Annotated in this window: 25 protein-coding genes; 15 read left to right on the top strand and 10 right to left on the bottom strand. The window is 63.7% G+C overall.

The annotated features are described in order from the left end of the window. The first annotated feature begins 95 nt into the window (after positions 1-95). Together M3465_RS11455 and M3465_RS11450 are read left to right on the top strand one after the other, a co-directional pair. Entirely contained in the window at positions 96-1178 is a 1083-nt protein-coding gene (locus M3465_RS11455; RefSeq protein WP_249501881.1) for a calcium-binding protein, read from the top strand. A 111-nt stretch (positions 1179-1289) separates the two neighbouring features. Beyond that, positions 1290-1739: a hypothetical protein gene (locus M3465_RS11450; protein WP_249501880.1), complete on the top strand. Its 450-nt coding sequence runs from the start codon at positions 1290-1292 to the stop codon at positions 1737-1739. Between the two features lie 57 nt (positions 1740-1796). Here M3465_RS11450 and M3465_RS11445 read toward each other — a convergent pair whose 3' ends face one another. From M3465_RS11445 to ccmI, 3 genes are read right to left on the bottom strand one after another with little or no spacing between them, the layout of a single operon-like run. Further along, entirely contained in the window at positions 1797-2054 is a 258-nt protein-coding gene (locus M3465_RS11445) for a DUF1289 domain-containing protein (protein WP_249501879.1), read from the bottom strand. Further along, positions 2051-2527, bottom strand: a complete 477-nt coding sequence (gene ruvX / locus M3465_RS11440; RefSeq protein WP_249501878.1) for a Holliday junction resolvase RuvX — start codon at positions 2525-2527, stop codon at positions 2051-2053. The genes M3465_RS11445 and ruvX overlap by 4 nt, the downstream gene beginning before the upstream one ends. Before the next feature lies 1 nt (position 2528). Then, positions 2529-3764 carry a c-type cytochrome biogenesis protein CcmI gene (gene ccmI / locus M3465_RS11435; RefSeq protein WP_249501877.1) on the bottom strand — a complete coding sequence of 412 codons (1236 nt, stop codon included), beginning with the start codon at positions 3762-3764 and terminating at the stop codon, positions 2529-2531. A 184-nt stretch (positions 3765-3948) separates the two neighbouring features. On the opposite strand from ccmI, the gene M3465_RS11430 reads away from it, so the two are divergent. After that, complete coding sequence (locus M3465_RS11430; RefSeq protein WP_249501876.1) at positions 3949-5193, top strand: sarcosine oxidase subunit beta family protein; 1245 nt, start codon at positions 3949-3951, stop codon at positions 5191-5193. 29 nt (positions 5194-5222) lie between these two features. On the opposite strand, the gene M3465_RS11425 is transcribed toward M3465_RS11430, so the two are convergent. Beyond that, positions 5223-5651: a hypothetical protein gene (locus M3465_RS11425; RefSeq protein ID WP_249501875.1), complete on the bottom strand. Its 429-nt coding sequence runs from the start codon at positions 5649-5651 to the stop codon at positions 5223-5225. Here M3465_RS11425 and M3465_RS11420 point away from each other — a divergent pair. The 7 genes from M3465_RS11420 (at position 5651) to rarD (ending at position 12538) form a co-directional block, all read left to right on the top strand. Beyond that, positions 5651-5815, top strand: coding sequence for a hypothetical protein (locus M3465_RS11420; RefSeq protein ID WP_249501874.1), 165 nt, complete (start codon positions 5651-5653; stop codon positions 5813-5815). The two genes, M3465_RS11425 and M3465_RS11420, sit on opposite strands and share 1 nt — an antisense overlap. A gap of 36 nt (positions 5816-5851) precedes the next feature. Continuing rightward, on the top strand, positions 5852-6181 hold the full coding sequence (locus tag M3465_RS11415) for a sarcosine oxidase subunit delta (RefSeq protein ID WP_249501873.1): 330 nt from the start codon (positions 5852-5854) through the stop codon (positions 6179-6181). Positions 6182-6249: 68 nt separating this feature from the next. Beyond that, positions 6250-9267 (top strand): sarcosine oxidase subunit alpha family protein, encoded by a 3018-nt coding sequence (locus M3465_RS11410; protein ID WP_249501872.1) that lies wholly within the window; start codon positions 6250-6252, stop codon positions 9265-9267. Beyond that, positions 9260-9832 (top strand): sarcosine oxidase subunit gamma, encoded by a 573-nt coding sequence (locus tag M3465_RS11405; RefSeq protein WP_249501871.1) that lies wholly within the window; start codon positions 9260-9262, stop codon positions 9830-9832. Before M3465_RS11410 ends, M3465_RS11405 begins: the two co-directional genes overlap by 8 nt. A 122-nt stretch (positions 9833-9954) precedes the next feature. Further along, positions 9955-10563, top strand: a complete 609-nt coding sequence (locus M3465_RS11400; RefSeq protein WP_249501870.1) for a superoxide dismutase — start codon at positions 9955-9957, stop codon at positions 10561-10563. 93 nt (positions 10564-10656) lie between these two features. Beyond that, positions 10657-11547: a dihydrodipicolinate synthase family protein gene (locus M3465_RS11395; RefSeq protein ID WP_249501869.1), complete on the top strand. Its 891-nt coding sequence runs from the start codon at positions 10657-10659 to the stop codon at positions 11545-11547. Positions 11548-11587: 40 nt separating this feature from the next. Continuing rightward, positions 11588-12538, top strand: coding sequence for an EamA family transporter RarD (gene rarD, locus M3465_RS11390; RefSeq protein ID WP_249501868.1), 951 nt, complete (start codon positions 11588-11590; stop codon positions 12536-12538). Here the strand turns inward: rarD and M3465_RS11385 are convergent. Beyond that, a complete protein-coding gene (locus M3465_RS11385; RefSeq protein ID WP_249501867.1) occupies positions 12445-12996 on the bottom strand; it encodes an LOG family protein in 552 nt (183 codons plus the stop codon). The two genes, rarD and M3465_RS11385, sit on opposite strands and share 94 nt — an antisense overlap. A gap of 157 nt (positions 12997-13153) precedes the next feature. Between M3465_RS11385 and M3465_RS11380 the strand changes: the two genes are divergently transcribed. Beyond that, positions 13154-14218 (top strand): LysM peptidoglycan-binding domain-containing protein, encoded by a 1065-nt coding sequence (locus M3465_RS11380; protein WP_249501866.1) that lies wholly within the window; start codon positions 13154-13156, stop codon positions 14216-14218. Between the two features lie 156 nt (positions 14219-14374). Then, positions 14375-14959: an HNH endonuclease gene (locus M3465_RS11375; RefSeq protein WP_249501865.1), complete on the top strand. Its 585-nt coding sequence runs from the start codon at positions 14375-14377 to the stop codon at positions 14957-14959. 86 nt (positions 14960-15045) lie between these two features. On the opposite strand, the gene M3465_RS11370 is transcribed toward M3465_RS11375, so the two are convergent. The 5 genes from M3465_RS11370 to M3465_RS11350 are packed head-to-tail and all read right to left on the bottom strand — an operon-like array spanning position 15046 to position 21020. Then, entirely contained in the window at positions 15046-16566 is a 1521-nt protein-coding gene (locus M3465_RS11370; protein ID WP_249501864.1) for an AMP-binding protein, read from the bottom strand. Continuing rightward, positions 16563-17966, bottom strand: coding sequence for an acylating sulfoacetaldehyde dehydrogenase (sauS, locus tag M3465_RS11365; RefSeq protein WP_249501863.1), 1404 nt, complete (start codon positions 17964-17966; stop codon positions 16563-16565). Before sauS ends, M3465_RS11370 begins: the two co-directional genes overlap by 4 nt. 56 nt (positions 17967-18022) lie before the next feature. Beyond that, complete coding sequence (locus tag M3465_RS11360; RefSeq protein WP_249501862.1) at positions 18023-18991, bottom strand: tripartite tricarboxylate transporter substrate binding protein; 969 nt, start codon at positions 18989-18991, stop codon at positions 18023-18025. Positions 18992-19029: 38 nt separating this feature from the next. Beyond that, a complete protein-coding gene (locus M3465_RS11355) occupies positions 19030-19494 on the bottom strand; it encodes a tripartite tricarboxylate transporter TctB family protein (protein WP_249501861.1) in 465 nt (154 codons plus the stop codon). After that, positions 19491-21020 (bottom strand): tripartite tricarboxylate transporter permease, encoded by a 1530-nt coding sequence (locus M3465_RS11350; protein ID WP_249501860.1) that lies wholly within the window; start codon positions 21018-21020, stop codon positions 19491-19493. The genes M3465_RS11355 and M3465_RS11350 overlap by 4 nt, the downstream gene beginning before the upstream one ends. Positions 21021-21118: 98 nt before the next feature. On the opposite strand from M3465_RS11350, the gene M3465_RS11345 reads away from it, so the two are divergent. The 3 genes from M3465_RS11345 (at position 21119) to M3465_RS11335 (ending at position 26129) form a co-directional block, all read left to right on the top strand. Then, a complete protein-coding gene (locus tag M3465_RS11345) occupies positions 21119-22168 on the top strand; it encodes a LacI family DNA-binding transcriptional regulator (protein WP_249501859.1) in 1050 nt (349 codons plus the stop codon). Between the two features lie 80 nt (positions 22169-22248). Then, complete coding sequence (locus M3465_RS11340) at positions 22249-25776, top strand: chemotaxis protein CheB (protein WP_249501858.1); 3528 nt, start codon at positions 22249-22251, stop codon at positions 25774-25776. Beyond that, positions 25773-26129, top strand: coding sequence for a response regulator (locus M3465_RS11335; protein ID WP_249501857.1), 357 nt, complete (start codon positions 25773-25775; stop codon positions 26127-26129). Before M3465_RS11340 ends, M3465_RS11335 begins: the two co-directional genes overlap by 4 nt. The last annotated feature ends 24 nt before the right edge of the window (positions 26130-26153 follow it).

Raw genomic sequence — 26153 nt, 5'->3', positions numbered from 1 at the left:
CGCACAATATCGGCTGAATTAACGATTTCCTTATGAACGCTGCGGCCCGAACCGGTAGATTGACCTCAAATCGGTTATTTCGGGATGAACGTGCTATGGAAATCGCAGCAATTCTGGCCCTCGTGCTCTTGGGCGTTTCCGCCTCCGTGTTCGCCGATAGCGGCGATGACGATGACGATTCCACATCCGGCGGCGGCTCCGGTGGAGGAGGGGGCGAGTCCGAAGACGGGGGCGATACCGGCGACGGCACCGAGGTGCCGGGCGGCTCTGACGAGGTGTTCTTCGGCACAGACGGTGCGGACACCATCACCGGCAGCAACGGCACCGACACCATCGCCGGCGGCGCGGGCGACGACGTGATCAACGGGCTTGGCGGAGATGATATCCTCGACGGTCAGGAAGGCGACGATGTCGTTCTGGGCGGCGACGGCGACGATCAGGTCTTCGGCAGCGAGGGCAATGACAGCCTGAACGGCAATCCGGGCGATGATCTGGTCGCCGGCGGCAGCGGTGATGACGAGGTGTTCGGCAGCCATGGCGACGACACCCTGTTCGGCGATGAAGGCGACGACACGCTCGATGGTCACACCGGGGTGGATGTGCTGTCAGGCGGAACCGGCGATGACGCCCTGACGGGCGGCGCGCAGAACGATACGCTGTTCGGCGGCGATGGCGATGACAGCCTGTCGGGCGGGGAAGGCGACGATTCCCTTGTCGGTCAGGCGGGCGCGGATCTCCTCGATGGTGATGAGGGCGACGATCAGCTGTTCGGCGTTTGGGACGGCAACAATGACGACGTGACCGAGGCGCGCGATCTCGACGATCCCGATACGCTGATCGGCGGCGACGGCGACGACGAGATCCATGTCGGCAGCGGCGATACCGCCTATGGCGAGGACGGGGCCGATATTTTCTACACCGGCACATGGGTCGATCCCGCCAACGCGCCGCGGATCTTCGATCTGGAGGAGGATGAGGTCGTGATCGTCTCCGTGCCGGTGGGAACCTCGGCGGATACGTCCATCGACCTTGAAACCGATGATGACAACGGCGACACTCTGGTGCAGGCCAATGGCCAGACCGTCGCGCGCATCGCGTCGGGTGCGGGAACGGTTTCGCTCGACCAGATTCTTGTGGTGGAAAGTGTCTCCATCGCGCAACCCGACGCGGCGGCCTGATCGGGCGCCGGAATTTGAAAGCCGAGCGCGCTCCGGGCGGTCGACCTGCGGCGCGCAAGGGATAATACTGATTTCTTGCCGCGCCCCGCGCGGTCCCATGAGGGAAACGATATGAGACTAGCCCTGCTGATTTTCGCCCTGATCGCGGCCCCGGCACTGGCGCGGGATCTGCCGCCCGAGGAGCCGAGCTACGAAAAGCCGAGCTTCGAGAGGCCGGAACGGCCGACGCGCCCGGAGCGCCCGCGCGATCAGGACGAGGAAACCGAGCGGCGCGTGCCCGTAGTGGCGGCCAAGCCCAAGCCGAAACCCTGCACGCCGATGGTCAAATGCGTCACCGACGAGACCGGCGCACGCCGTGCGATGTTCACAGCCGATGTGCAGAAGGACATGTATTACCTCGGCCGGAATTTCTGCAAATCCGTGCCCGAGGATGTCAGCGAGGTGACGGCATGCTGCGTGACACTCGATGACAAATACCAGATTCATTACAACGTGCCGGTCAGCAAGAAGGCGCATTGGAAAGCCAAGCAATTCTGCACCTGCGTGCTGGAGCTTGACTGAGACAAGGCTGGCTGCGCCGAAGTGAAGATGGGCCGGGGCTGTCGCTCCGGCCTTTTCCTATGCGCCGCGGCGCTTGAGCCGCGCCGCGCGCCCGCCGCGCCGCTTGGTCAGCGTTCCGGCGCGCGACGGCAACTCGGCCATGATCTCGCGGCGCAGGTCCGGTGTCATGGTTGGCCATGCGCCGATCTCGTCTATGCTGCGCAGACAGCCGGTGCAAAGCCGGCTTTCAGGCTCGATCACGCAGACCTGCACGCAGGGGCTTTCGATCTCGTCGCGCTGCCAGATGTCGTCCTTCACAGGCTCGGTCCCCTTCATCCTTGCGATCCGATATACTGCAACCGGTCCAGCGCCCCTTGCAGGATATAGGACGCCGCCACATGGTCGATCACCTCCGCGCGACGTTTTCGGGACGTATCCGCCTCAAGTAGCGCGCGTTCGGCGGCCACGGTCGAGAGTCGTTCATCCCAAAACGCGATCGGCCCGTCCCAGAGCGCGGCGAAGTTGCGGGCGAAGGCGCGCGTCGATTGGCAGCGCGGCCCCTCGCTGCCATCCATGTTGCGCGGCAGGCCGAGCACGATCCCGGCAATCCGCCGCGCCTCCAGCAGCGCGAGAAGCGCCTGCGCGTCCTGTCCGAACTTGCGCCGCCGGATCGTTTCGAGCGGCGTCGCCACCGAACGCATCCCGTCGGACACCGCGACGCCGATGGTCCGCGTGCCCAGATCGAGCCCGGCAATGGCGCGCATCGGCGGCAGCGCGGCGGCGAATTCGGCGATATCGTCGTGGATCATCTCAGATCGTCAGCCCGGCCTTGCGTGCGCCATCGCGCACGATCTCGAGCGCATAGGGATTGTCGGCGAAAACCTCCTGCGCATTGTTCCAGACCGCGATCGCCTGCGCCTCGTCGCCCAAGGCGCCGAGCGAGGAGATGAGCCGCGCCCATTCCTCCGGCGTGCCGCCTTCGGTCGCCAGCCGGTCCGACAGGCGCGCGACCATGCCCCGGATCATTTCCTGCCGGTCCTCGGGGCTCAGCTCCTCGGCGCGTTCCAGATCCTCGGCGCTGGGGCCGGGAGCTGTGGTGGCGGCGAATTCCGGTGGGCGATAGTCGTTCACGCCGGCGCGATAGGCCATTTCCTCGATCTGCGCCATGATCGGCGCGACCCATTTGTCATCGGCTTGCGAACTGCGCAGAAGCGTATCCCAGATGCGAAAGGCCACATCCGGCCGCCCCGTCTGCGCCATCGAAAGACCCGTGTAGTAGCGCGCCACCCCGTTGCTGCGATCGCGCGCAAGCGCCGCCTCCAGCGCGCGCTCGGCCTCGGGCGACACATAACCGCCCGCCGCCAGGATCATCATATCGGCCAGATCGGCATAATCGGCGGCGCTGGCGCCGTCGCCCTTGAGCGTGAGAACCCGCTCCTGCGCGGCATAGGCGGCCTGCAGATTGCCCAGCGCGGCTTCGGACCGGGCAAGCAGGACGTGGCCCTGAATATCGTTCGGCCGCTCCGCCACGGCGGCGCGCAGGCGCTCGACGAGTTCTGCATATTCGGGCTGCACCTCCGGCGCGGCCGACGCCGGAACCTGCGCTTCGGCCTCCGCCTGCGACGGGCGCTCCTCGCGCGCCTGCTCGGCCCGTTCGATCCGCGCCGAAAGCGCCAGATCGCCGTAACCCGGCGCGCCGAGCATCGCGTAAAGCCCGAAGCTGCCCCCCAGAACGATGCAGACGATCAGCACCGACATCGCCCAACCGAGCCCGCGCGGCGCAGTATCACGGCCGCCCTTGGCCTGCAGCTTCGCATCCGCCGCCAGGATTCGGCGCGAGATTTCCGTGCGCAGCCGCTCGGCATCCTCAGCCGACAGCACGCCGCGCTGCAGGTCGCGGTCGACCTCCTGCAACTGGTCGCGATAGACCTGCAAATCGAACGCTTCGGCCGGTGCGGCATCGTGCCGTGTGCGCATGAGCGCCAGCACCAGAAGCGCGGCCATCGCAAGGGCCAGGAAAATGCTGGCGATCCAGAAAAAGGTCATCGAACGGGTATCCTCAAGCTGCCCCCTGCCATGTATCGCGTCATGCGGCGCAAAAAAAGGCCAAGACGGCGTGACAAACCGACATGTCGCAAACCCGTGAAAATACGCCGCCGCCGCAACGCAGGCGAGGGGACGGAATAAGGCAGATGGGATCAGAACCCGATCCAGCTTTGAGTCGCGCCATATGAAACGCTATTCCGCATTCGCCGTCGCCCGCGAAGCCTTCCGCCACCATACCGGCTGGGAGCGCGCCTGGCGCAGGCCAGAGCCGAAGAAAAAATACGATGTCATTATCATCGGCGCGGGCGGCCACGGGCTCGCCACCGCCTATTACCTCGGCAAGCGCTTCGGCATAAAAAACGTCGCGATCCTCGAAAAGGGCTGGCTGGGCGGCGGCAATACCGGGCGCAACACGACCATCATCCGCTCGAACTACCTGCAGGATCCCTCCGCCGCGATCTACGAGAAATCGCGCTCGCTCTACGAGACGATGAGCCAGGATCTGAACTACAACGTCATGTATTCGCCGCGCGGCGTGATGATGCTGGCGCAGACCGAACACGAGGTGCGCGGCTACAAGCGCACCGCGCATGCCAACACGCTGCAGGGGGTGAAGACCGAATTCATCAGCCCGCAGCGCGTCAAGGAACTGTGCCCGATCATGAATATCGACGGGCCGCGCTATCCCGTTCTGGGCGCGCTCTGGCAGGACCGCGCCGGCACCGCGCGCCACGATGCCGTCGCCTGGGGCTATGCGCGCGCCTGCTCCGACATGGGCATGGACATCATCCAGAAATGCGAGGTCACCGGCATCCGCCAAGCGGATGGCCGTGTGCAGGGCGTGAGCACCACCAAAGGCGAGATCGATTGCGACAAGCTCGGCATCGTCGTCGCCGGCCATTCCGGCGTGCTGGCCGATATGGCCGGCTTCCGCCTGCCGATCGAAAGCGTCGCGCTGCAGGCGTTGGTGTCGGAGCCGATCAAGCCCTGCATGGACGTCGTCGTCATGGCGAACACCGTGCATGGTTACATGAGCCAATCCGACAAGGGCGAGATGGTCATCGGCGGCGGTACCGACGGGTACAACAACTACACCCAGCGCGGCTCCTTCCACCATATCGAGGAAACCGTGCGTGCGCTGGTCGAGACCTTCCCGATGATCTCGCGGCTGAAAATGCTGCGCCAGTGGGGCGGCATCGTCGATGTCACCGGCGACCGCTCGCCGATCCTGTCCAAAACGCCGCTCGGCAATTGCTTCATCAATTGCGGCTGGGGCACAGGCGGCTTCAAGGCGATCCCGGGCTCGGGCTTCGGCTTCGCCGAACTGATGGCAAAGGGCCACTCACCCCTGACCGACGCTTTCGGCCTGAACCGCTTCGCCGAAGGCCGGTTCATCGACGAATCCGTTGCAGCGGGGGTCGCGCATTGATGGCCAGCTTCATGAAGGTTCCCGACCGCTTACCGCCCATCATCGTCGAAACGGCTGCTCAGATAATCGACGTTTCTAATGCCGCCCCCATCGCCTTTCGACTTACGCAGTTTGCTCTGGCAACGACGAAAAATAACCCAGAACAGACCAAATATCAGGGCCTCGAAAAGCAAATGTTCAAGAATGTAAGGCATATGAACCGCGTAGAACCAAGCAACATGGGTGTTCGCACAAAGTTGTGGCAGCACTTGGACGGGTCCGAAGATATTTTCCGCTCTAAGCAGGAGCGCGAGCGCACCCTCCAAAACGGCAATCACCAAATGACATTCCGCACCGACCAAGCGCAGCTTTCCGCCGATGCCTCCGGCGAAGCCCTGCCGACCGGCGGGGCCGTGCAGTTGCCAAGCCGCGCCGCGCAGCCCACCCTCCGTGCATCGCAGCAAAGGGAGCGAGGCCAATGGGAAATACAGTCTGGATCATCGTCGGAGCCGTCGTCGTCGTGCTTATCGGCATCTGGCTCTTCATGTCCGCGGACGGCACGGGCGTGGAGCCTGCGGCGCCAGCGGCCATCGACGCGCCCGTGGTCGAGGAACCCGCGACTGAGCCTCCTGTCGTCGACTGACCGTCCAACCGAACCGCAGGCCGGGGGAGGCGCGACATGCTTCTCCTGACCTGCCCCTATTGCGGCGTGGCCGCCGAGGAAACCGAACTTCATGCCGGCGGCGAGGCGCATCTCAAGCGCTTCGGCCCCGGCTCGACCGATGAAGAGTTCCAGACCTACCTCTTCCAGCGCGAAAACCCACGCGGCGTTCACTTCGAACGCTGGCGCCATGCAAATGGCTGCGGCAAGTGGTTCCACGCCGCGCGCGATACGGTGACGCTCGAAGTTTTCGGCACCTACAGCGCGCAAACGCTGGAGCCGCCCGAAGACCTGCTGAAAAAGATTCGCGACAAGCGCCCCGGCTTCGAGTGGAGGGACATCGCGTGATCTTTCTTCTTGCCAAAAATATCCCCGCCGGAGGCTCCGACGCTTCCGCCAGCGCCGAGGTCTGACCCATGAGCACCCGACTTTCGACACATGGCCGCCTGATCAACCGTGGCAAGCAGATCTCGTTCAGCTTCAACAACACACGGATGACAGGCTTTGAGGGCGACACGCTCGCCTCCGCGCTTCTGGCCAATGACCAGATGCTGATGGGGCGCAGCTTCAAGTATCACCGCCCGCGTGGCGTTGTGGCCTCCGGCTCGGAAGAGCCGAACGCGCTGGTCAACCTGGGCGAGGGCGACCGGCTGGAGCCGAACCAGCGCGCCACCACGACCGAACTTTTCCCGGGCCTCAAGGCGACCAGCCAGAACCACTGGCCGTCGCTGAACCGCGATATCGGTGTGGTGAACAACTCGCTGTCGCGGTTCCTGCCGGCGGGGTTCTACTACAAGACCTTCATCCAGCCGCGCGCCTTCTGGAAACATGTCTACGAGCCGATCATCCGGCACTCCGCCGGTCTCGGCAAGGCGCCCAGGGCGGATGCGCGCGATCCCGATACCTATGAGCATTTCTACGCCTTTACGGATGTTGCGATCATCGGCGGCGGCGTGGCGGGGCTTCAGGCCGCGCTGAGCGCTGGCCGGGCCGGGGCCAAGGTGCTGCTGCTGGAGCAGACCGCCCATTGGGGCGGCCGCGCGCCGGTCGATGGTGGGACCATCGACGGGATGGCTCCCGATGTCTGGGTCGCCGAGGCGGTCGCCGCGCTGCAGGAGATGCCGAACGTCACGCTGCGTAACCGGGTGATGGGCGCCGGCGTTTACGATCACGGCTATGTCCTGGGCTATGAGCGCCTGACCGATCACGCCCCGCAAACGCCCGGCCCGCGCCATCGGCTCTGGCGCATCCGTGCCAAGCAGATCGTCACCGCGACGGGCGCGATCGAACGACCGCTTTGTTTTTCGGGCAACGATGTCCCCGGAGTCCTGCTGGCCTCCGCCGCGCGCGACTATCTTGTCAATTACGGTGTCGCCCCGGGCGAGCGTACCGTAATCGTTACCAACAACGACGATGCCTACCGCACCGCCATCGCGCTGGTCGAGGCCGGGCTCGACGTGCCGGCGATCCTCGATGCGCGCCCGCAGGGTGGCGGCGCGCTGATGGAGGAGGCAAAAGCGCTGGGCATCCGGGTCGAGCTCGATGCGGCGGTGGTCAAGGTCAAGGGCATGAAACGCGTGCTCAGCGTGCTGCGCGGCAAGCAATCGGGCGATGGCACGGTCGAGGAGGAGATCTTCTGCGATGCGGTCGCCATGTCGGGCGGCTGGTCGCCGGTGGTGCATCTGTGGTCCCATTGCGGCGGTAAGCTGACCTGGGACGAGGCGCAGGCCGCGTTCCGCCCCGATGCCAAACGCGCGCCGACCGGTGCGGATGGCGAGGCATTCGTGATCCCCGCAGGCAGCGCCGATGGGGAAATGGCTCTCGCAAAGGTGCTCGAAAACGCCGCCGCTGCCGGACAAAGCGCAGCAGGTCGTGCCGGCTTCGAAAAACAGGCTGGCGAGGCCGCGAAGGGCGAGGCGCCCGACGAAGCGCCAATCACCCCGGTCTGGATGATGCCGAAGGGGGCCGATTACAAGCTGCGCTCGAAGGCCTGGCTGGATTACCAGAACGACGTGAAGGTCTCCGACGTGCAACTGGCCGCCCGCGAGGGGTTCGAATCGGTGGAACATACCAAGCGCTACACCACGCTCGGCATGGCGACGGATCAGGGCAAGCTCAGCAATATCAACGGATTGGCGACGCTGGCGAATGCTTTGGGTGAGAACATTCCACAGGTCGGCACCACCACGTTCCGCCCGCCTTTCACCCCGATCTCCTTCGGTGCCATCGCCGGGGAGGCGCGCGGCGACATCTTCCAGCCGCTTCGCCGCACGCCGATACATGACTGGATCGACGCCAAGGGCGCGCATTGGGAGCCGGTCGGCCATTGGCGCCGCCCCTATGCGTTCCCGAACGACGGCGAAAGCGTGCATGACGCGGTGCAGCGCGAGGTGAACGCGACGCGCAAGAGCCTCGGGCTGCTCGACGCCTCGACGCTGGGCAAGATCATCGTCAAGGGGCCGGATGCGGGCAAGTTCCTCGACATGCTCTACACCAACATGATGAGCACCCTGAAACCCGGCAAATGCCGCTACGGGCTGATGTGCACCGAGAACGGCTTTCTCACCGATGACGGCGTGGTCGCGCGGCTCGATGAGGATACGTTCCTGTGCCACACCACCACCGGCGGCGCGGACCGTATCCATGCCCATATGGAGGAATGGCTGCAAACCGAATGGTGGGACTGGAAAGTCTGGACCGTCAACGCGACCGAGCAGTTCGCGCAGGTTGCCGTGGTCGGCCCGAACGCGCGCAAGCTGCTTGAAAAGCTGGGCGGCATGGATGTCAGCGCAGAGACTTTGCCCTTCATGGGCTGGGCCGACGGCACGCTGGGCGGCTTCCCGGTGCGCATCTTCCGCATTTCCTTCTCGGGCGAGCTGAGCTTCGAAATCGCAACGCCCGCCAATCTCGGCCGCGCCTTCTGGGACAAGCTGCTGGATGCGGGCGGAGAGTGGAACATCACCCCCTACGGCACCGAGGCGTTGCATATCATGCGCGCCGAAAAGGGCTTCATCATGATCGGCGACGAAACCGACGGCACGGTGATTCCGCAGGATCTGGGTCTCAACTGGGCGATCTCGAAAAAGAAAGAGGATTACCTTGGCAAACGCGCGCAAGCCCGCAGCCACATGACCGATCCGCGCCGCTGGAAACTGGTGGGGCTGGAGACGCTTGACGGCTCGGTTCTGCCCGATGGCGCCTATGCCGTCGCGCCCGGCACCAATGCCAACGGGCAGGCGGCAACCGAAGGGCGTGTGACCTCAACCTATCACAGCCCGACGCTCGGGCGCGGTATCGCGATGGGTCTGGTGCTGAACGGGCCGGACCGGATGGGCGATGTGCTGAAATTCACCAAGGGCGATGGCGGCACCGTTGAAGCGAAGATCGTCGATCCGGTGTTCTTTGACCGCGAAGGAGAAAAGCAGAATGTCTGACGTGCAACTGGCGCTTGGCGGCGCGAGCTTCGACGGTCTGGTGAAGATCGAGGAACTGGCCGGGCAGGGTATGATCACCCTGCGCGGCGATCTGGGCGACACAGCGATTACCGGCCCAGTGCGGGAGGTGTTCGGCGTAGATATGCCGGGCCAGCGCGGCACCGCCTTCGCAGACGGCAAGGGCGCGCTCTGGATGTCGCCGGACGAGGCGCTTTTGCTCTGCGACTATGACGAGGCTCAAAAGCTGGCGGATGATCTGGCGGCCAAGCTGTCGGATGTTCACGCGCTGGTGGTCAACACCTCGGATGCACGGTCGGTGTTCCGCCTCAAGGGCCGCGCGCTGCGCGAGGTTCTGGCCAAGCTCGCGCCGGTCGACATGAGCCCCGGCACCTTCGAGCCGGGCGAGGTGCGGCGCACCCGGATGGCGCAGGTGGCGGCGGCATTCTGGATGGACGATGCCGGCACGGCGCGCGTGGTCTGCTTCCGCTCGGTCGCGGCCTATATGTTCGGCATCCTGAGCTCCGCGGCGGATGAAAACGCGGCGGTGAACCATTTCGCCAACTGACGCGTTGTCACTCAAGAGGGCCGCTGACGGGCGGCAGTCGGCAAAGCGAGCTTGACCTTGCCCCGCCATCGCTCCACCTATGGCCCCATGTACTGTGACATACCTTGAAAGGGGGACACCCAATGGCTTTCGAACTTCCCGACCTTCCCTATGCCCATGATGCGCTTGCGCCCAAGGGCATGTCGAAGGAAACGCTCGAATATCATCACGACATTCACCACAAGGCCTATGTCGATAATGGCAACAAAGCCATCGAAGGCACCGAATGGGAAGGCAAGTCGCTCGAAGAGATCATCAAGGGCACCTACGATCCCAACGCGGTGGCGCAAAGCGGTATCTTCAACAACATCAGCCAGCTCTGGAACCACAACCAGTTCTGGGAGATGATGAGCCCCGACGAGCACAAGATGCCCGGTGAGCTCGAAAGTCGCATCAAGGATGCGTTCGGGTCGGTCGATGAGTTCAAGAACAAATTCTCCGCAGCCGGCGGCGGCCAGTTCGGTTCGGGCTGGGCATGGCTTGTCGTGGACAAGGACGGCTCGCTCAAGGTGACGAACACCGAGAATGGCGTGAACCCGGTCTGCTTCGATCAAACGGCACTTCTGGGCTGCGATGTCTGGGAGCACAGCTACTACATTGATTTCCGCAACAAGCGTCCGGCCTATCTGACCAACTTCCTCGACAACCTCGTCAATTGGGAAAACGTGGCGGAGCGGCTGTCCAAAGCCTGAGCCGCTTGACCGTAACCAGAAGCCCCGCTGTTCCGGCGGGGCTTTTTCGGTGTAGGGATCGGCACATGATCCGCACAAATGGAGATGGGCCAGATGCATGATCTTCGCACCCTTCGCGGCGTGGTTCCCTACCTGCCGACCCCCTTCACATCAGGCGGCGGCGTGGACGAAGCCGCGTTGAAGCGCCTTTCGCGGCATCTCATCGCCTCGGGCGTTCACGGGCTGACGCCGCTCGGCTCGACCGGGGAATTCGCCTATCTGGATTTTGCGGCCAAGGAACGGGTCGTCGCCGCGACGGTGGAGGCTGCGGCGGGGCGCGTGCCGGTGATCGCCGGGGTCGCGGCTACTGCGACGCATGATGCGGTGCGGCAGGCCAAGGCATGGGCGGCGCAGGGGGCCGACGGCATATTGGCGGTCTTGGAAGCGTATTTCCCGGTTTCCGAAAAGGGCGTCGTCGCGTATTTCACGGCCATCGCAGATGCGACCGACCTGCCGGTCACGCTCTACACCAACCCCAACTTCCAGCGATCCGATCTGTCGCTCGACGCGATCGATCAGCTGTCGCATCACCCCAACATCCTGTTTCTGAAAGATGCCTCGACCAATACAGGGCGGCTCCTGTCGGTCCTCAACCGCACAGAAGGCCGGATCGGTGTATTCGCCGCGTCGTCGCATATCACAACTGCGGTCATGCTGATCGGCGGGCGCGGCTGGCTCGCCGGCCCGTCCTGCCTGATCCCGCGCCAAAGCGTGCGGCTTTTCGATCTTTGCGAGACGGGCCGATGGGCCGAGGCGATGGAACTGCAGCGTGAGCTCTGGGCAGTCAATCAGGTCTTCGCGAAATTCAACCTTGCCGGTGCGGTCAAGGCGGGGCTGAAGCTGCAGGGCTTCGATTGCGGCGATCCGGCCCACCCGCAAGCCCCGCTCGTCTCCGATCAGGTGGAGGCGGTGCGGCGCGTTCTGGAGCGGGTTGGCGCGCTTTGACCTTAAAACAGCCAGCCGTTCGTTCTGAGGGAGCCGCGCGATGACGGAGGCTCAGAAGGGCGTTCTCGCGCTTGTCACCGCCTGTGTGACCTGGGGCCTTTCCTCGATTTTCTACAAGGCGCTCAGCGACGTGCCTCCGGCAGAGGTTCTGGCCCATCGCACGCTCTGGTCGCTGGTCTTCTTCTCCGGCGTGCTGATGGTGCAGGGGCGGCTCTCCGCGCTCTGGGCCGCCGTGACCGGCCGCGCTTCGCTGGGCGTGATCGCGCTGGCGGCGGTGACGATCTCGACCAACTGGTTCTTCTTCATCTGGTCGATCCAGATCGGCCGCGCGACCGAAGCGTCGATGGGCTATTATATCTTCCCGCTCGTCGCGGTGCTCTTCGGCCGGGTCTTCTTTTCCGAGCGCTTGTCACGCGCTCAATGGGTCGCCGTCGGGCTTGCCGGGGCCGCCGTTCTGACGCTGACATTCGGGCTGCGCATCGTCCCTTTCGTGCCGCTTGTGCTGGCGTCGACCTTCGGCTTCTACGGTGTGCTGAAAAAGCGGCTCGATCTCGGCCCGGTCGTGTCCGTCACGGCCGAGGTGTTCCTGCTTGCGCCCATTGCGCTTGCCTGGCTGGGCGCGGTCCATATGGGCGGCGGCGGGGTCTATGGCACCGATCCGGTGCAAAGCGCGATGCTGATGTTCTCCGGCCCGCTGACGGGCATGCCGCTGATGCTTTTCGCCTATGGCGCGCGGCGGCTGGCGATGGCGACGGTCGGCGTGGTGCAATATATCAACCCGACGCTGCAATTCACCGTCGCCGTGGCGATCTTCGGAGAGCCGTTCGGCGCGGTCCACCTCGCCGCATTCGCGCTGATCTGGACGGCACTGGCGCTCTATTCGGCCAGCGCGTTCCGTCAGGACAAGGCACGGCGCAGGGCGCGGATGGTGTCGGAAGCCGAAATCGTCGTTTCGACGAAATCGAGCAGCGAGGCATCGGCGAAGCCCTGATCGACGACCTGCCGCACAAGCTCCAGCAGCTTGTCCCAATAGCCATCGACGCTCATCAGGACGATCGGCTTCGCATGCAGTCCCAACTGCCGCCATGTCAACGCCTCGAAGAATTCGTCGAGCGATCCGGCCCCGCCGGGCAACATGACAATGGCATCGGCATTCATCAGCATGACCTTCTTGCGCTCGTGCATCGTCTCGGTCACGACAAAGCGGCTCAAATCCCTCTTGCCGACTTCGCGATCGAGCAAATGGGTCGGGATCACACCGAACGTATCGGCCCCGGCGGTCTGCGCCGCGCGCGCAACCAGACCCATCAACCCTATATCGCCCGCGCCGTAGACGAGCCGCCAATCCTCGCCGGCGATACCGCGCCCCAAAGCCTCGGCCTCGCGGGCGAAGGCGGGGTTCGCTCCGGAACGTGAGCCGCAATAGACACATATGGATTTCAATGACATGAGGCGTCGTCCTGAGAAGAGCGTGGGAATTGTCACCTCATATCCGCGTTGTTACCCTCTCTCAACCGCTCATGGTGTATACTCGCCCTGACGGAAATTTTCGGAGTGTAATGCGGACGTGGCGGCACGAGGCAAAACAGGGTGGATGCTGGGCGGCATGGCCGTCGCGCTCGGCGTTGCCGTATTGCTTTATCTCACCGGGCGTATCGTGCCGGTCCCGATGCCGGATCGGGAAGCCGTTGCCGTTGCGCCGGAACCGGCTGCCACGCCGCAGCCCACCCCAGCGCCGCCAGCATCAGCGCAGCAGGTCGCTCCGGGCTTTGACGTGGTGCGCGCCGCACCGGATGGACAAACCGTGATCGCGGGATCGGCGCCCGGAGCGAGCGATGTTCTCATCATGGTCGATGGTCTGGAGGCGGGATCGGCCTCGGTGGACGGAACGGGCAAGTTCGTCGCCTTCCTCGATCTGCCCTTCGCCTCCGCGCCCCGCGAGATCAGCCTTGTTTCGCTAAAGCGGGAATCGCGATGGGAAAGCCGCGACCGCGTGATACTTGCTCCGTCCGGCGCCGCGCCCGAGTTGCCGGAGGTCGGCGCGGCGCCTGCCGAGGTGGTTGATATTGAGGGATTGATCGGAACGCCCGCGCATGAGATCGAAACCGACAGTGCGCTGAATGCCGAGGAGGCGGAGCCGCCCGTGCCGGCCGTGATCCTGTCGAGCAAGGAGGGGATCGACGTGCTGCAGAGCCCCGGCGCGCTGCCCGCTTCGGGCCAGATCGCGCTCGATGCGATCAGCTACGAGGACGCGGCGACGGTCACACTGAGCGGTCGCGGCGATGCCAACGGGTTCGCGCGGATCTATCTCGACAATCGATCCGTCGGCACGGCCCAAATCGGCACGGACGGGCATTGGCGCGCCGACCTGCCGCAGGTCGATAGCGGCACCTATACACTGCGCGTCGATGCGGTGGATGACACGGGCGAAGTGACATCCCGCGTCGAAAGCCCGTTCCAGCGGGCCGACCCGGAGATCCTGGCCGCCGTCGAACCCGCGGGGCTGCCGGTGCAGGCAGTCACGGTGCAGCCGGGAAACACGCTCTGGGCCATTGCGCGCGACCGATACGGCGCAGGACCGGCCTATGTAAAAGTGTTTGAAGCCAATCGGGACCGCATCCGCGATCCCGATCTGATTTATCCCGGACAGGTGTTCTCGATCCCGGAATGAGCCGTCGCGCAAAATCGGGTGTGAGCCGCGGGCGGTTTATGCACATTTAGAGGGTTGCCGGATGCCCTCCGCGATATATAGTCGGTTTACGGTAGCGGGGTGACGCGCTCGCCCTGATGCCTCCAAAGGACAGACGATCGGGAGACAGGGCGTTCGATGGACGGCAATTTCAGAACGGCATTCGTGCGTGAGCCAGGTGCGCTGCGGCACCACCCGGCGTTGGTGCTGAACGCGGATTACAGGCCCTTGTCGTATTATCCGCTGTCGCTCTGGCCTTGGCAGGATGCAGTCAAGGCGGCGTTCCTCGACAGGGTGGATATCGTCGCCGAATATGACGAGGTGGTGCGAAGCCCCTCGATGACGCTCAGGATACCGAGCGTCGTTGTGCTGAAAGATTACGTAAAACCCCAAAAGCGCGTGGCCTTCACGCGCTTTAATCTTTTTCTGAGGGACGAATTTCGCTGTCAATATTGCGGCGCGCAGGGCGATCTGACCTTCGATCACGTCGTCCCGCGCGCTTCCGGCGGGATCACCTCCTGGGAAAACGTCGTCGCTGCCTGTGCCCCCTGCAACCTGCGCAAGGGGTCGAAAAGCCTGCGGCGCGCCGGGCTGTCCCTGCGCAAACCGCCCCGACGGCCCGGTGCGCAGGAGCTTCTGAACATGGGCCGTAAATTCCCGCCCAACCATCTGCACGATAGCTGGATGGATTTCCTTTACTGGGACGCGGAGTTGGAAGCGTAAAGCGGTTGCGTGTTTCCTCGGGTTTGATCCGGTGCTCCGTTGGCAAGGAAGATCCTCGTCTCGAAACAGTGGGATAGCGCAAAATTTCAAGCGCTGGAGCGTTGGTTGACGATACGCGGTTCGATCATGCCCGCCAGTTTCAGACGCTGGATCTTGCCCGATGGTCCCTTGGGCAACTCGTCGAGGAAATGAATGCAGTCGGGCGCCTTGAACTTGCCGAGCCGTTGTCCGCAAAGCTCGATCAGCGCGGTTTCGGACAGGCTCGATCCGGGGCGCACGGCGACTGCGGCTTCGATGGTTTCGCCATAGCTCGCGCAGGGGCGGCCAAAGGCGGCGGCCTCGATGATGTCCGGCTGGGAATAGAGCACCTCGTCGATCTCGCGCGGGGCGATGTTTTCGCCGCCCTTGATGATCAATTCCTTGAGCCGGCCTGTCACGAACACATAGCCGTCCTCATCGATATGGCCCAGATCGCCGGTGCGCAGCCAGTCTCCTGCAAAGGTCTTTGCCGTCGCCTCGGGATTGTCCAGGTATTCGAGCATTACATTCGGCCCCCGCACGGCGATCTCGCCTTCCTGAAGGGGCGGAGCAGGGGTCAAATCGGAAGCCAGGATCCGCACCTCGTTGCCGTAAGCGATGCCGGGAGAGCCGATCTTGCGGGTGCCGGGCGGCAGCGGGTTCGACAGGATCTGTGCCGCTGTTTCCGTCAGCCCCATCGTTTCGATGATCGGCACGCCGAAACGCTCCTCGAAGGCAGATTGCGTCTCTACGGCCAATGCCGAAGACGCGGAGCGGCCGAAGCGCAACCGGGTGCGGGCAGCCGCGCTCGGCTCCGTGTTGCTGTGCAGCAGATGGCTGATGATCGTCGGCACGACCGAGAACCAGGTGATCCCGGCGCTGTCCGCCTGATCCCAGAAGTTGCGCGCGGAGAAGCGCGAAACCATTCCCAGCGATCCGCCGGAAACCAGAGCGCCCATGACCGTCACGCAAAGCCCGTTGATGTGATAGATCGGCAGCACGCAAAATCCGCGATCCCTTGGCGAAAGCTCATGCGCGATGGCGGTGGTCCAGCCGCCGGCCAGAAGGCTGGCATGGCTGTGAACGACGCCCTTGGGCTGACCGGTGGTGCCGGAGGTATACATCAAGAGCGCATGTGCGCCGCTATCGAAGGGCGGGATTTCCCGGCGCTCGGTCAGCATCTCCGGTGTCAGCACGCGCAGCCCGTCCGGCGCGATGGAGCGGATCAGATCGGTTTGCGACGCGTGAACGAAGGCCACGGGCGCGCCGCTGTGATGGAGCGCGAAGCCCATCGCATCCGGCCCGGCTGCAAGGTTGATCATCGTCGCGCGAAACCCGCCATAGAGCGCGGCATAGAGCGCCAGCACGCCTTCGCGCCCGTTCGGATGCACGATGGCGACGCTTTCGCCTTGCGCGATGCCAAGCCCGATCAGACCTTCGGCCACGGTGCGGGCCTCATCACGCAAGTCGCGCCAGCTCAGGGTATCGCCGTTTTCCGGGAAGACGATGGCCGTGTCAGCGGTCTGCGCGCGCGCATCGAGCCAATCCCTTACCGTGCCTTCGGGTGGCACCGCCCTGTCGAAGATCATTTCCCAGCCTCGCTCCAGTAATCGGCGAAGATCTCTTCGACAGTCGGCTCGTTCGGCGGAATTTCCCGAACGATCTTCGTGGTTTGCATGAAATGGCGCCAATGCAGGTTCGTGTCGATGGAATTGCCGCCCCACGAGCCACAACCCATGGAGAGCGAGAACGGCATCCCGTTGGTGAACGCGCCGCCGGTGGCGAAGGTATGGGCCTGATTGACGATGACCCGGCTGGTCGGGATCGCGTGGGCCAGCGTCATCGGGCGCTCCGGGTCCGCACTGTGCAGCCCGACGGAATGGCCCGCGCCCTGGTGAAGCTGGATCTCGCGCGTCCGGCGCACCGCATCGTCGAAATCGCGCGCGCGGTAGAGCGCGAGAACGCGGCTGAGTTTTTCGCCCGACAGCGGATGGTCGGGGCCGATGCCATTCGTTTCCACGGCGATATATTCGGTGCCCTCCGGCACGTCGCCGGTCAGGCCGAGCGCATCGATCAGTTTTCCGGCATCCTGCGCGATGGCTTCTGGATTGAGATGTCCCTTGACCCAGAGCCGCGAGGTCACGCGCCGTTCGTCCGAGACGAGCGCTCCGCCGTGACCGTTCATTTCGGCGACGAAGGCGTCGTAGACGGAATCGACGACGACGACGGCGTTCTCCGATGAACAGGAGGTCGCGTTGTCGAAGGTCTTGGAGGCGCGGATCTTCTCGGCGGCGGCGGCCAGATCGGCGGTTTCATCGACGATGACGGTCACATTGCCTGCGCCGACGGCGAGCGCCGGGGTGCCGGATGTATAGGCGCGCCTGACGTTGTTCTGGCTTCCGGTGACCACGATCAGATCCGAGATCTCAAGCAGCCTTTGCGTCTTTTCCTTGGAGCCGCGTCCGGGGATCATCTGCACCAGATCGCGGTCGATTCCCAGCTTGTCGAATTCGGCATGGATATAGCGCAGAAGCGCCTCGCAGGTCGGCACGCCCTTTGGCGAGGGCGATACGACGATGGCATTGCCGCATTTCAGCGCGTTGATGATGTTGTTGGCCGGCGTCGCGCCGGGATTGGTCGAGGGCACGACGGCACCGATCACGCCCATCGGGCGGGCGATTTCGGTGATGCCGGTTGCCGGGTCGTCCCTGACCACGCCATAGGTCCTGGCGCCGCGTATGTCGCGCATCAGTCCCAGCGTCTTGCGGTGGTTCTTGGTGATCTTGTCCGGCACATTGCCGAGCCCGGTCGTCTCGACCGCGAGTTCCGCCAGATGCCGGTTGCGCGCCGGTTCCATGATCGCCCAGGCCGCAGCCTGCGCCGCGCGGTCATAGGCGCGCTGCGATCCGGCCCGTTCGAACGCGGCCTGCGCGGTGCGGGCGCGCGCGACGATGGCTTCAACCTCGGTGATGGGATCGACGGTGTTCATGTCTTTGGTCCTGCGTTCATGGCGCGCGGCGCACCTCTGGGCGCCGCGCTGTTGCATCAAAGCCCGGCGAGAAGCTCCTTGAGCGTTTCCTCGCGGGCCGCCCACATCTCGATCACCTCGTCGCGTGACATGATGCGCATGGGCGATCCGCCCGCCTCCATGCGGCTCTTGACGCGGTCATTGTCGAACATCGCGGGCACGGTTTCGGCCAGATGGTCGATGATCGGCTGCGGCGTGCCCTTGGGCACCATGACGCCGCGATAATTCACCGACGCGTTGTCGATATCGTAGCCCTGTTCCTGCATCGTCGGCACGTCGGGCAGGAAATCGCTGCGTTCGGTGTCGAAGATGCCGAGGATCTTCACATTGCCCGCGTTCTGCGCGCGAAACGCGTCGGACAGGTTGTTGACCCCGCCCATCACTTCGCCCGCGATCACGGCCCGCATGGCGCCCGCGCCGCCGGCGTTGTTCGGGATATAGGCCATCTTCACATCGGCGGCCTTTTCAAGCTGGAGCGCTGCGATATGATGCCCGACAAAGAGCCCCGCGCCCGAAAAGGTCAGCCCGCCGGGGTTTTCCTTCGCATAGGCGATCACGTCCTCCATCGAATTGAACTCGCTGTCCGCGCCGACGACGAAGACCGCCGGATCGGCACCCCAGTTGGCGATGGGCTCGAAACTGTCGGTTGAATAGGACACGCCGCCTTCGATCGACTGCGCGATAAAATGCGGCACGTTATAGGCGCCCAGCGTGTAGCCATCGGCATCCGCTTCGCTCGCCAGCCAGTTCCAGCCGACGCGGCCTCCGGCACCGGGGCGGTTCACGATGGCGATGGGAACGCCGAGCGCATCCTCATTGCCGGCGGTCATCGTCACGATGCGCGCCTGGAAATCGGTCGCGCCGCCCGCGCCGTAGCTGACCATCAGCATCACGGGCCGTTCGGGGTAATCGCCATGCCCGTCCGCCTGCGCCATTCCGGCCATCGCGGCCAGAGCCATCGCGGCCCCTGCAATCCATGTCTTCATCTTGTCCTCCCTTGGGTTGAGCCTGTCGCTGTTGCGATTCAGAAAAGGATCTCTCGCGGTGTGAACACGTTCAGCAAAAGCGCGAAGAGACCATACATCACCGCCATGAACCCGGCGGTGATGGCGATGCGCTTGATCCAGCTTTTCGCCGCCGTATGCGGCGCCGGATCATAGAGCGATAGCAGTACGAAAAAAGCAATTGCCGTGGCGGTGTAGAAGCCGAGGAACTTCGCCGCCCAGAAGACATAGACGATGGCCACGATCAGCCCCGGCAGCATCTTGCGCATCGACGCCGCGCTGATCCCGTTGCCGACCTTCGTCTTGCCCATCAGTGCCTTGCCGAAGGTCCAGACCGCGAGCACGGCGAAAATCGAGGATATGAGGCGCGGAAAGACGAAAGCCTGCGCGGGTTCCTGGGTGAAGCTGACCCAGGCGATGGCGATGCCGATGGCGGCAACGAGGCCCGAGGCGACGATATGCTGGCTGCGCGGCAGGTCGGTCATGACAGGGCTTCCTCCTTGGCGACGGCGTCGTCCTTCGTGGTGTAGCGGCGGTGCATCAACTCCATCCAGATGGAGTAGCCCACAGAGGCCAGAACGATCCCGATCAGCAGCCAGTTGAGCCATCCGGTGAAGAAATAGGCCGTCTTTCCGATGGTGGCGTCGGCGATCATCGAACCCTGGATGAAGTTCGCTTCCGCGATCGGGCCTAGGATCAGGCCGAGCACGAGCGGGGCTGCCGAGAAGCCGAAGCGTTCGAGGAAATACATCGCAAGGCCGAGCGAGGCCATGACATAGACATCGCCCATCGAGTTCTGCACCGAGTAGCTGCCGAAGACCGCAAGGCCCAGCACGACCGCCGCCATCACGCCATGCGGCACCCGCGCGACGCTGGCGGCAAGGCCGGCGACATAGAGCCCGAAGATGCACATCAGAATTTGCCCGATCAGCATCGAGTCGATGAAAGTCCAGGCGACCTGCGGATAGTTCATGAACAGATCGGGGCCGGGGAAGATGCCGTGGATCAGCAGCCCGCCCAGCAGCACCGCCGCCGTCGGCGAGCCGGGGATCGAGAGCGTCAGAAGCGGCACCAGCGACGGCCCGACCATCGCGTTATTGGCGCTTTCCGCCGCGATCACGCCTTCGCTGTGCCCGGTGCCGAATTTCGCGCTTTCGCGGCTGGCCTTGCGCGACTGGTCATAGGCGACAAGCCCCGCGATCTGCCCGCCGACGCCGGGGATCAGGCCGATGACGGAGCCGGTGATCGTTCCGATCGCCAGCGCCGTGCGGCGCTTGAGCACTTCGAGAACGGCAAGGCGGATGGGATGTTTCTTGACGCCGATCACCTCCGCATCGTCGCTGGAGCGGCCCTTGGTGAACATCGTGATGACCTGTGGAATGGCGAAAAGCCCGATCAGCGCGGGAATGACGTTGATCCCGCCGCTGACCGCCGGGTGAAAGATGAACCGCTGCGCTCCCATGATGTCGTCAAAGCCGATGGTCGCGAGCCAGAGTCCGATACAGCCCGAAAGCAGACCCTTCACGACCGAGCTGGAATCGAGCGTGCCGATCACCGTCACCCCGAGGATCGCGAGCCAGAACAGATGCGACGGCCCGAAGGCCAGCGCCCATTGCGCCAGCACCGGGGTGAGGAAGATCAGCAGCAGCACGCCGAACACCCCGCCGATGGCCGAAGCGAGGAAGGACAGTTGCAGCGCCTTTGCGCCTTCGCCCTTCAGCGCCATCGTATGGCCGTCGAGCGTCGTGGCGATATTTGCCGGCGCGCCGGGAATCTTGAGCAGGATCGCACTGACCGCGCCGCCCGCGACGGTCGAGGTATAGGCCGCGCCGAGCAGGATCAGGCCTTGCTGCGGCTCGAGTTGGAACGTGAACGGAATGAGCAGCGCCACCGCCATCGTCGGCGAAAGACCGGGTGTCGCCCCGAGGATCAGGCCGCCGATCGTTCCCAGCATCAAGAGCCCGAAATTGATCGGGCTGAAGACGTCGCCCATGTAGAACAGAAAATCCATCTCGCCCATGCCTCCCGAACTCAGGCTTGAACAGTTACGCTAAGTCATGAAAATAGTATTGCAAATGTTTTCATAAATTTTGTCGAAACGGGTTCCAAATGCCTGAATTCAAGTCGAAAAAAGCCGATATCATCGCTGTTGCAAAGGCAGCGCGCGTTTCTGCATCGACTGTATCTCGCTATTTCAACCATCCCGAATTGCTCAAACCCGCGACCCGCAAGCGCATCGAGTCGGCGGTTCGGAAGACCGGCTATATCCGCAATCGCGCCGCGCAGACGATCCATGGGATTCGCTCTGCGACCATCGGCGTTCTGATCCCGACGCTCGATCATGCGATCTTCGCCGAGGTCGTGCAGGCCTTCTCGGATACGGTGGCCGAGCAGGGGTTCACCATCCTTCTGGCCTCGCATGGCTATGATCTGGAGCGCGAATACGCGATCCTGCGCAAGTTCCTCGAACACCGGGTCGATGGCGTGGTGCTGACCGGGCTCGACCATGACGCGGCGGTGTTCCAGTTGATCGACAGCCAGCAAATCCCGTGTGTGTTGATGTGGAACTACGCCGCAGGCGCGCGCTACCCGTCCATCGGCGCTGATAACGAAGAGGCCGGACGGATGATTGCGGAGCATGTGATCGCGCTCGGTCATGCGCGTGTGGCGTGCATGTTTCCCCCGACCGACGGCAACGACCGCGCGCTTGCGCGGCGCGATATCGTCTACGCGACTCTGGCGGCGGCCGGTATCGCCGTTCCCGAACCCTGGCAGCTGACGACCGTTTACAGCATTTCCGAGTCGAAAGAGGACGCCACGCGCCTTTTCGCCGGCACCCAAAGACCAACCGTGTTGATCTGCGGCAATGACATTCTCGCGATGGGCGCGCTCTATGCCGCGCAGGCCAGCGGGCTGGACGTTCCGGGCGATATTTCCATCGTCGGAATCGGCGATTTCAAAGGCGCGTCCGAGATCGAACCCGCGCTGACAACGGTTCGGTTGCCGGCTCGTCGCATCGGCCGCAAGGCCGGGCAGCTGCTTGCCGCGATGATCACCGCTCCCGGTGCGGAGCCTGTCCCGGGCATCGATTGCGCGCCGGAACTCATCATCCGGCAATCCAGCGGTCCGCCCGCAAAAGGCGAATTCCTTATCGACTGAACCGCGCAAGTGGATATAGATTCTACGTCACTGCCATGACATTCCGGCTGCACAGGCTGTTGAACAAGGACACCGATGTGATGAGAGATTCGGCGGATAGCGTCATTCCCATTGTCGGTATCGGAGCCTCTGCCGGAGGTCTGGAGGCACTGCGCGCGCTGACTGCCGCGATCCCGCGTCATTCGGGGGCGTGCTATGTGGTGATGCAGCATTTCGCGCCCGACCAGAAATCGGTGATGGATCAGCTTCTGCAAGCCGAGACGGATATCCCGGTGGCGCAGATCGAGGATGGCGACCATGTGCGCGCAGGGAGGGTTTACGTGGTGCCGCCGGGGATGACCCTGACGGTCGAGCATGACCGCTTCCGTCTGACCCCGCGCGAGGGCGATGGCCATCTGCACCGACCCATCGACAGTTTCTTCGCCTCGCTCGCTGACGCGCGGGGCCGCGACGCCTATTGCGTCGTCCTCTCGGGCTCCGGCTCTGACGGAGCGGAAGGCTTGCGGGCCGTCAAATCGGCGGGCGGCTTCGCGCTGGTGCAGGAAAGCGCCTCGGCGCGGTTTCCGGGGATGCCCGACAGCGCGGTCGCCACCGGGCTTGTCGATTTCGTCCTGCCGGCCGAACGGATCGTGGAACGGCTGCAAGAGATCATGTCTCACCGCGCGGCCCTGCAGGGCGACACTGCGCGCGACCGGCTTCAAGACGCGATCAAGAACAATATCGAACGCATCACGGAACGGCTGGCCGCCGTGTCGGGCAACGATTTTTCCGACTACAAGCCCGGAACGCTGGTCCGGCGAATTGAGCGGCGGATGGCGTTGCTTCGGATCGCGGATCTCGACAGGTTTCTCGCGCTTCTGGACGAGGACGAAGCGCAGGCCCGCATCCTCGCTCAGGAATTTCTGATCGGCGTCACCCAGTTCTTCCGCGATCCCGCCAGCTTCGAAGCGTTGCGCGAGAAGGTGCTTTGCCAGATCGTCGCGCGCGATCAGCGCAATATCCGCGTCTGGGTGCCCGGCTGCTCCACCGGGGAAGAGGTCTATTCCCTGGCGATCCTGCTCAACGAGGAATTGGAGCGTGCCGAGGGCCGGCAGGTTCTGCAGCTCTTCGGCACCGATATCGACTCGCCCGCGCTCATGGCGGCGCGAGGGGGGCTTTATACCTCGGCCGCGCTGGAGCGGATTCCGCGCGATCTGCGCGACAAGTATTTCACCCCCGAAAACGGCCAGTTCCGCGCCGTTCCGTCATTGCGCGAATGTTGCGTTTTCGCGCCGCATAACCTCGTTCAGGATCCGCCCTTTTCACGTCTCGATCTGATTTCCTGCCGAAATCTGCTGATCTACATGACGAGCGATCTGCAGGCCCGCGTGATGCCAAGACTGCATTTCTCGCTCAAGCCGGAGGGCGTCTTGTTCCTCGGCCCATCCGAAGGGATTTCGGGAGGGGACGATCTGTTCAGGACACTGGACAAGACACATCGCATCTTTGTCAAGAACCCCGATGCCGAGACGCGCTATTCGGCGCTGCGCGATCCGTTGCCCCAGAAGGGGGTCAGCGCGCGCCCATGGACCGGCGGGCGGATCGCCTCGGCGCAGATTGCGGCACCGGAATATTCACGCGAGGCCAGCGCGGAGCGGGAATTCCTCAGGCAGCACGCCGCCCCGTTCGCGCTGATTTCCGGCGATGGCGAGGTGATCTATCTCAGCGAAAAGATGGCGCGGTTCATCAAGCCCTCGCACGGAACGCCGTCCACGGACATCGATGCCTATCTCGCACGCGAGTTGCGCGTTCCCGTCCGCGCGGCGTTGAAGGAGGCCAAGGACAGCGGCGCGAATGTGCGCAGCGACAGCGTGCTCGTCGAGGATGACGGGATCGTGCGCTTCTTCGACATCCGGCTTGCACCGACCTTGCATGATGGCGATCAGTTCCTGCTGACGCTGAACGAGGTGAATGCCGTCGATACCTCATCGGTGGATGTGGCGATCACCGCGCGCCAGGACATCGATCGCGACATGCTGGAGGTCGAGAATTTCAACCTGCGCCGACAGCTGGCTGCCGCCCTGCAGGAGTTCGAGACATCAGGGCAGGAGTTGAAAAGCTCCAACGAGGAATTGCTGTCGATGAACGAGGAGCTGCAAAGCTCCAACGAAGAGCTCGAAACCAGCCGCGAGGAGCTGCAATCGATCAATGAGGAGCTGGAAACGGTCAATGCCGAGCTGCAGGAAAACAATCGCCAGCTGCACCGCGCGAATTCCGATCTCAAGAACCTTTTCGATTCGACCGATATCGCGGTGTTGTTTCTCGATCGCGCCTTTTGCGTGCGCAGCTACACCCCGGCCACGACCGAGATCTTCGGCATCCGCGAACGCGATATCGGGCGCCCGATCTTCGATCTGTCCTCGCGTTTCGACTATCCGGGCTTGAAGGAGGATGCGCAGCGCGTCGATGAAACCCTGCAATCGCTCGAACGGGAGTTGAACATCGCGGCGACGGACGAGACCTTTCTTCTGCGCATCAAGCCGTATCGCACCGTTCAGAACCAGATCGACGGGTACGTGCTGTCCTTCATCGATATCACCAACCGGAAGCGCAGTGAAAACCAGCTTATCGCGCACGAGGAACAGATGGCCCGGCAATATGCCGAGCTCGAAAACCTCTACGATACCACGCCGGTTGGCCTGTCGCTCATGTCGCGTGACCTGCGATGGTTGAGGATCAACGCTCATCTGGCTGAAATCAACGGCATCACCGCCGAACATTACGAAGGCAAGACGTTGCGCGAGCTTCTGCCCGATCTCGCCGATACGCTCGAGCCGAAATACCGCCACGTCTTTGACACGGGCGAGGCGATCCTGGACACACCGATCAGCGGCGAAACCGCAAGCCAGCCGGGCGTCGAGCGGCATTGGCTATGCGATTTCTATCCGATCCGATCGAATGGCGAGGTCTTCGCAGTCGGCACCTGTGTGCGCGAAGTGACCGAACAGAAACGGCTGATAGACCGCATCGAGGCGCAATCCGAACGTCAGACCATCCTGCTGCGCGAGTTGCAGCACCGCGTCAAGAACACGCTGGCGACGATCAATGCGGTCTCCAAACTCCTGCTGCGCACCGCCAGCTCGCCCGAGGATTACCAGAAGCGTCTTGCGTCCCGGCTCAACGCTCTGGCCCGGACGCATGATCTGCTGACGGCGCAGGAATGGCGCACCGTTCCGCTGTCGGCGCTCGTCGAAGCCGAACTCAGCCCCTATCGCCCCGAGGGAGGTGCCGCATTCACGATCGACGGGCCGGATGTTCCGATCGCCGCCTCGCAGGCGCAATCGCTGGGCATGGCGTTTCATGAACTTGCGACCAATTCGGCCAAATACGGAGCGCTGTCCGACTCCGAAGGCCGGATCGTGCTGAAGGTCTCCGAAACGGGCGAAACGGTGCGGATCGAATGGATCGAAACGGGCGGCCCGAAAATCGAAGCGCCGCCCGAACGGCGCGGCTTCGGCAGCGTGGTTCTCAACCAGGTGGTCGCAAGCGATCTTGATGGAGATGCGCAGGTCCATTACGCTGAGGAAGGTTTGAGGTTCGTTTTGACATTTCCAAGGAGGCATGAATGACGGCGCGGTCCATTCTCCTGCTCGAAGACGAAGCCCTGATCGGATTGGATTTGCAGATGACGCTGGAAGAGAACGGATATTCCGTCATCGGCCCGTTCCTGACCAGCGATGCCGCCGAAGAGGCGCTCGGCCAAGACCGACCATCGCTCGCTTTGCTCGATGTCAACCTCGGGCGCGGCGAGACCAGCCTGCCTCTGGCGCGCAGGCTGCGAGAACTGAATGTGCCGGTGGTGTTCCTGACCGGCTATTCGGCGGAGACCGGCGGCTTTCCCGACGATCTGCGAGATGTCCGCCGCCTCTCCAAGCCGATACAGGACGTGGAACTGCTCTCCGCGCTCCAGGGGGTGCTCTAGGGTCTCGCGGACGCGGTGCCGTTT

The sequence above is a fragment of the Marivita sp. GX14005 genome, assembly GCF_023370775.1.
Classification (GTDB): Bacteria; Pseudomonadota; Alphaproteobacteria; order Rhodobacterales; family Rhodobacteraceae; genus Marivita.
This window is presented reverse-complemented; position numbering and strand designations above follow the sequence as displayed.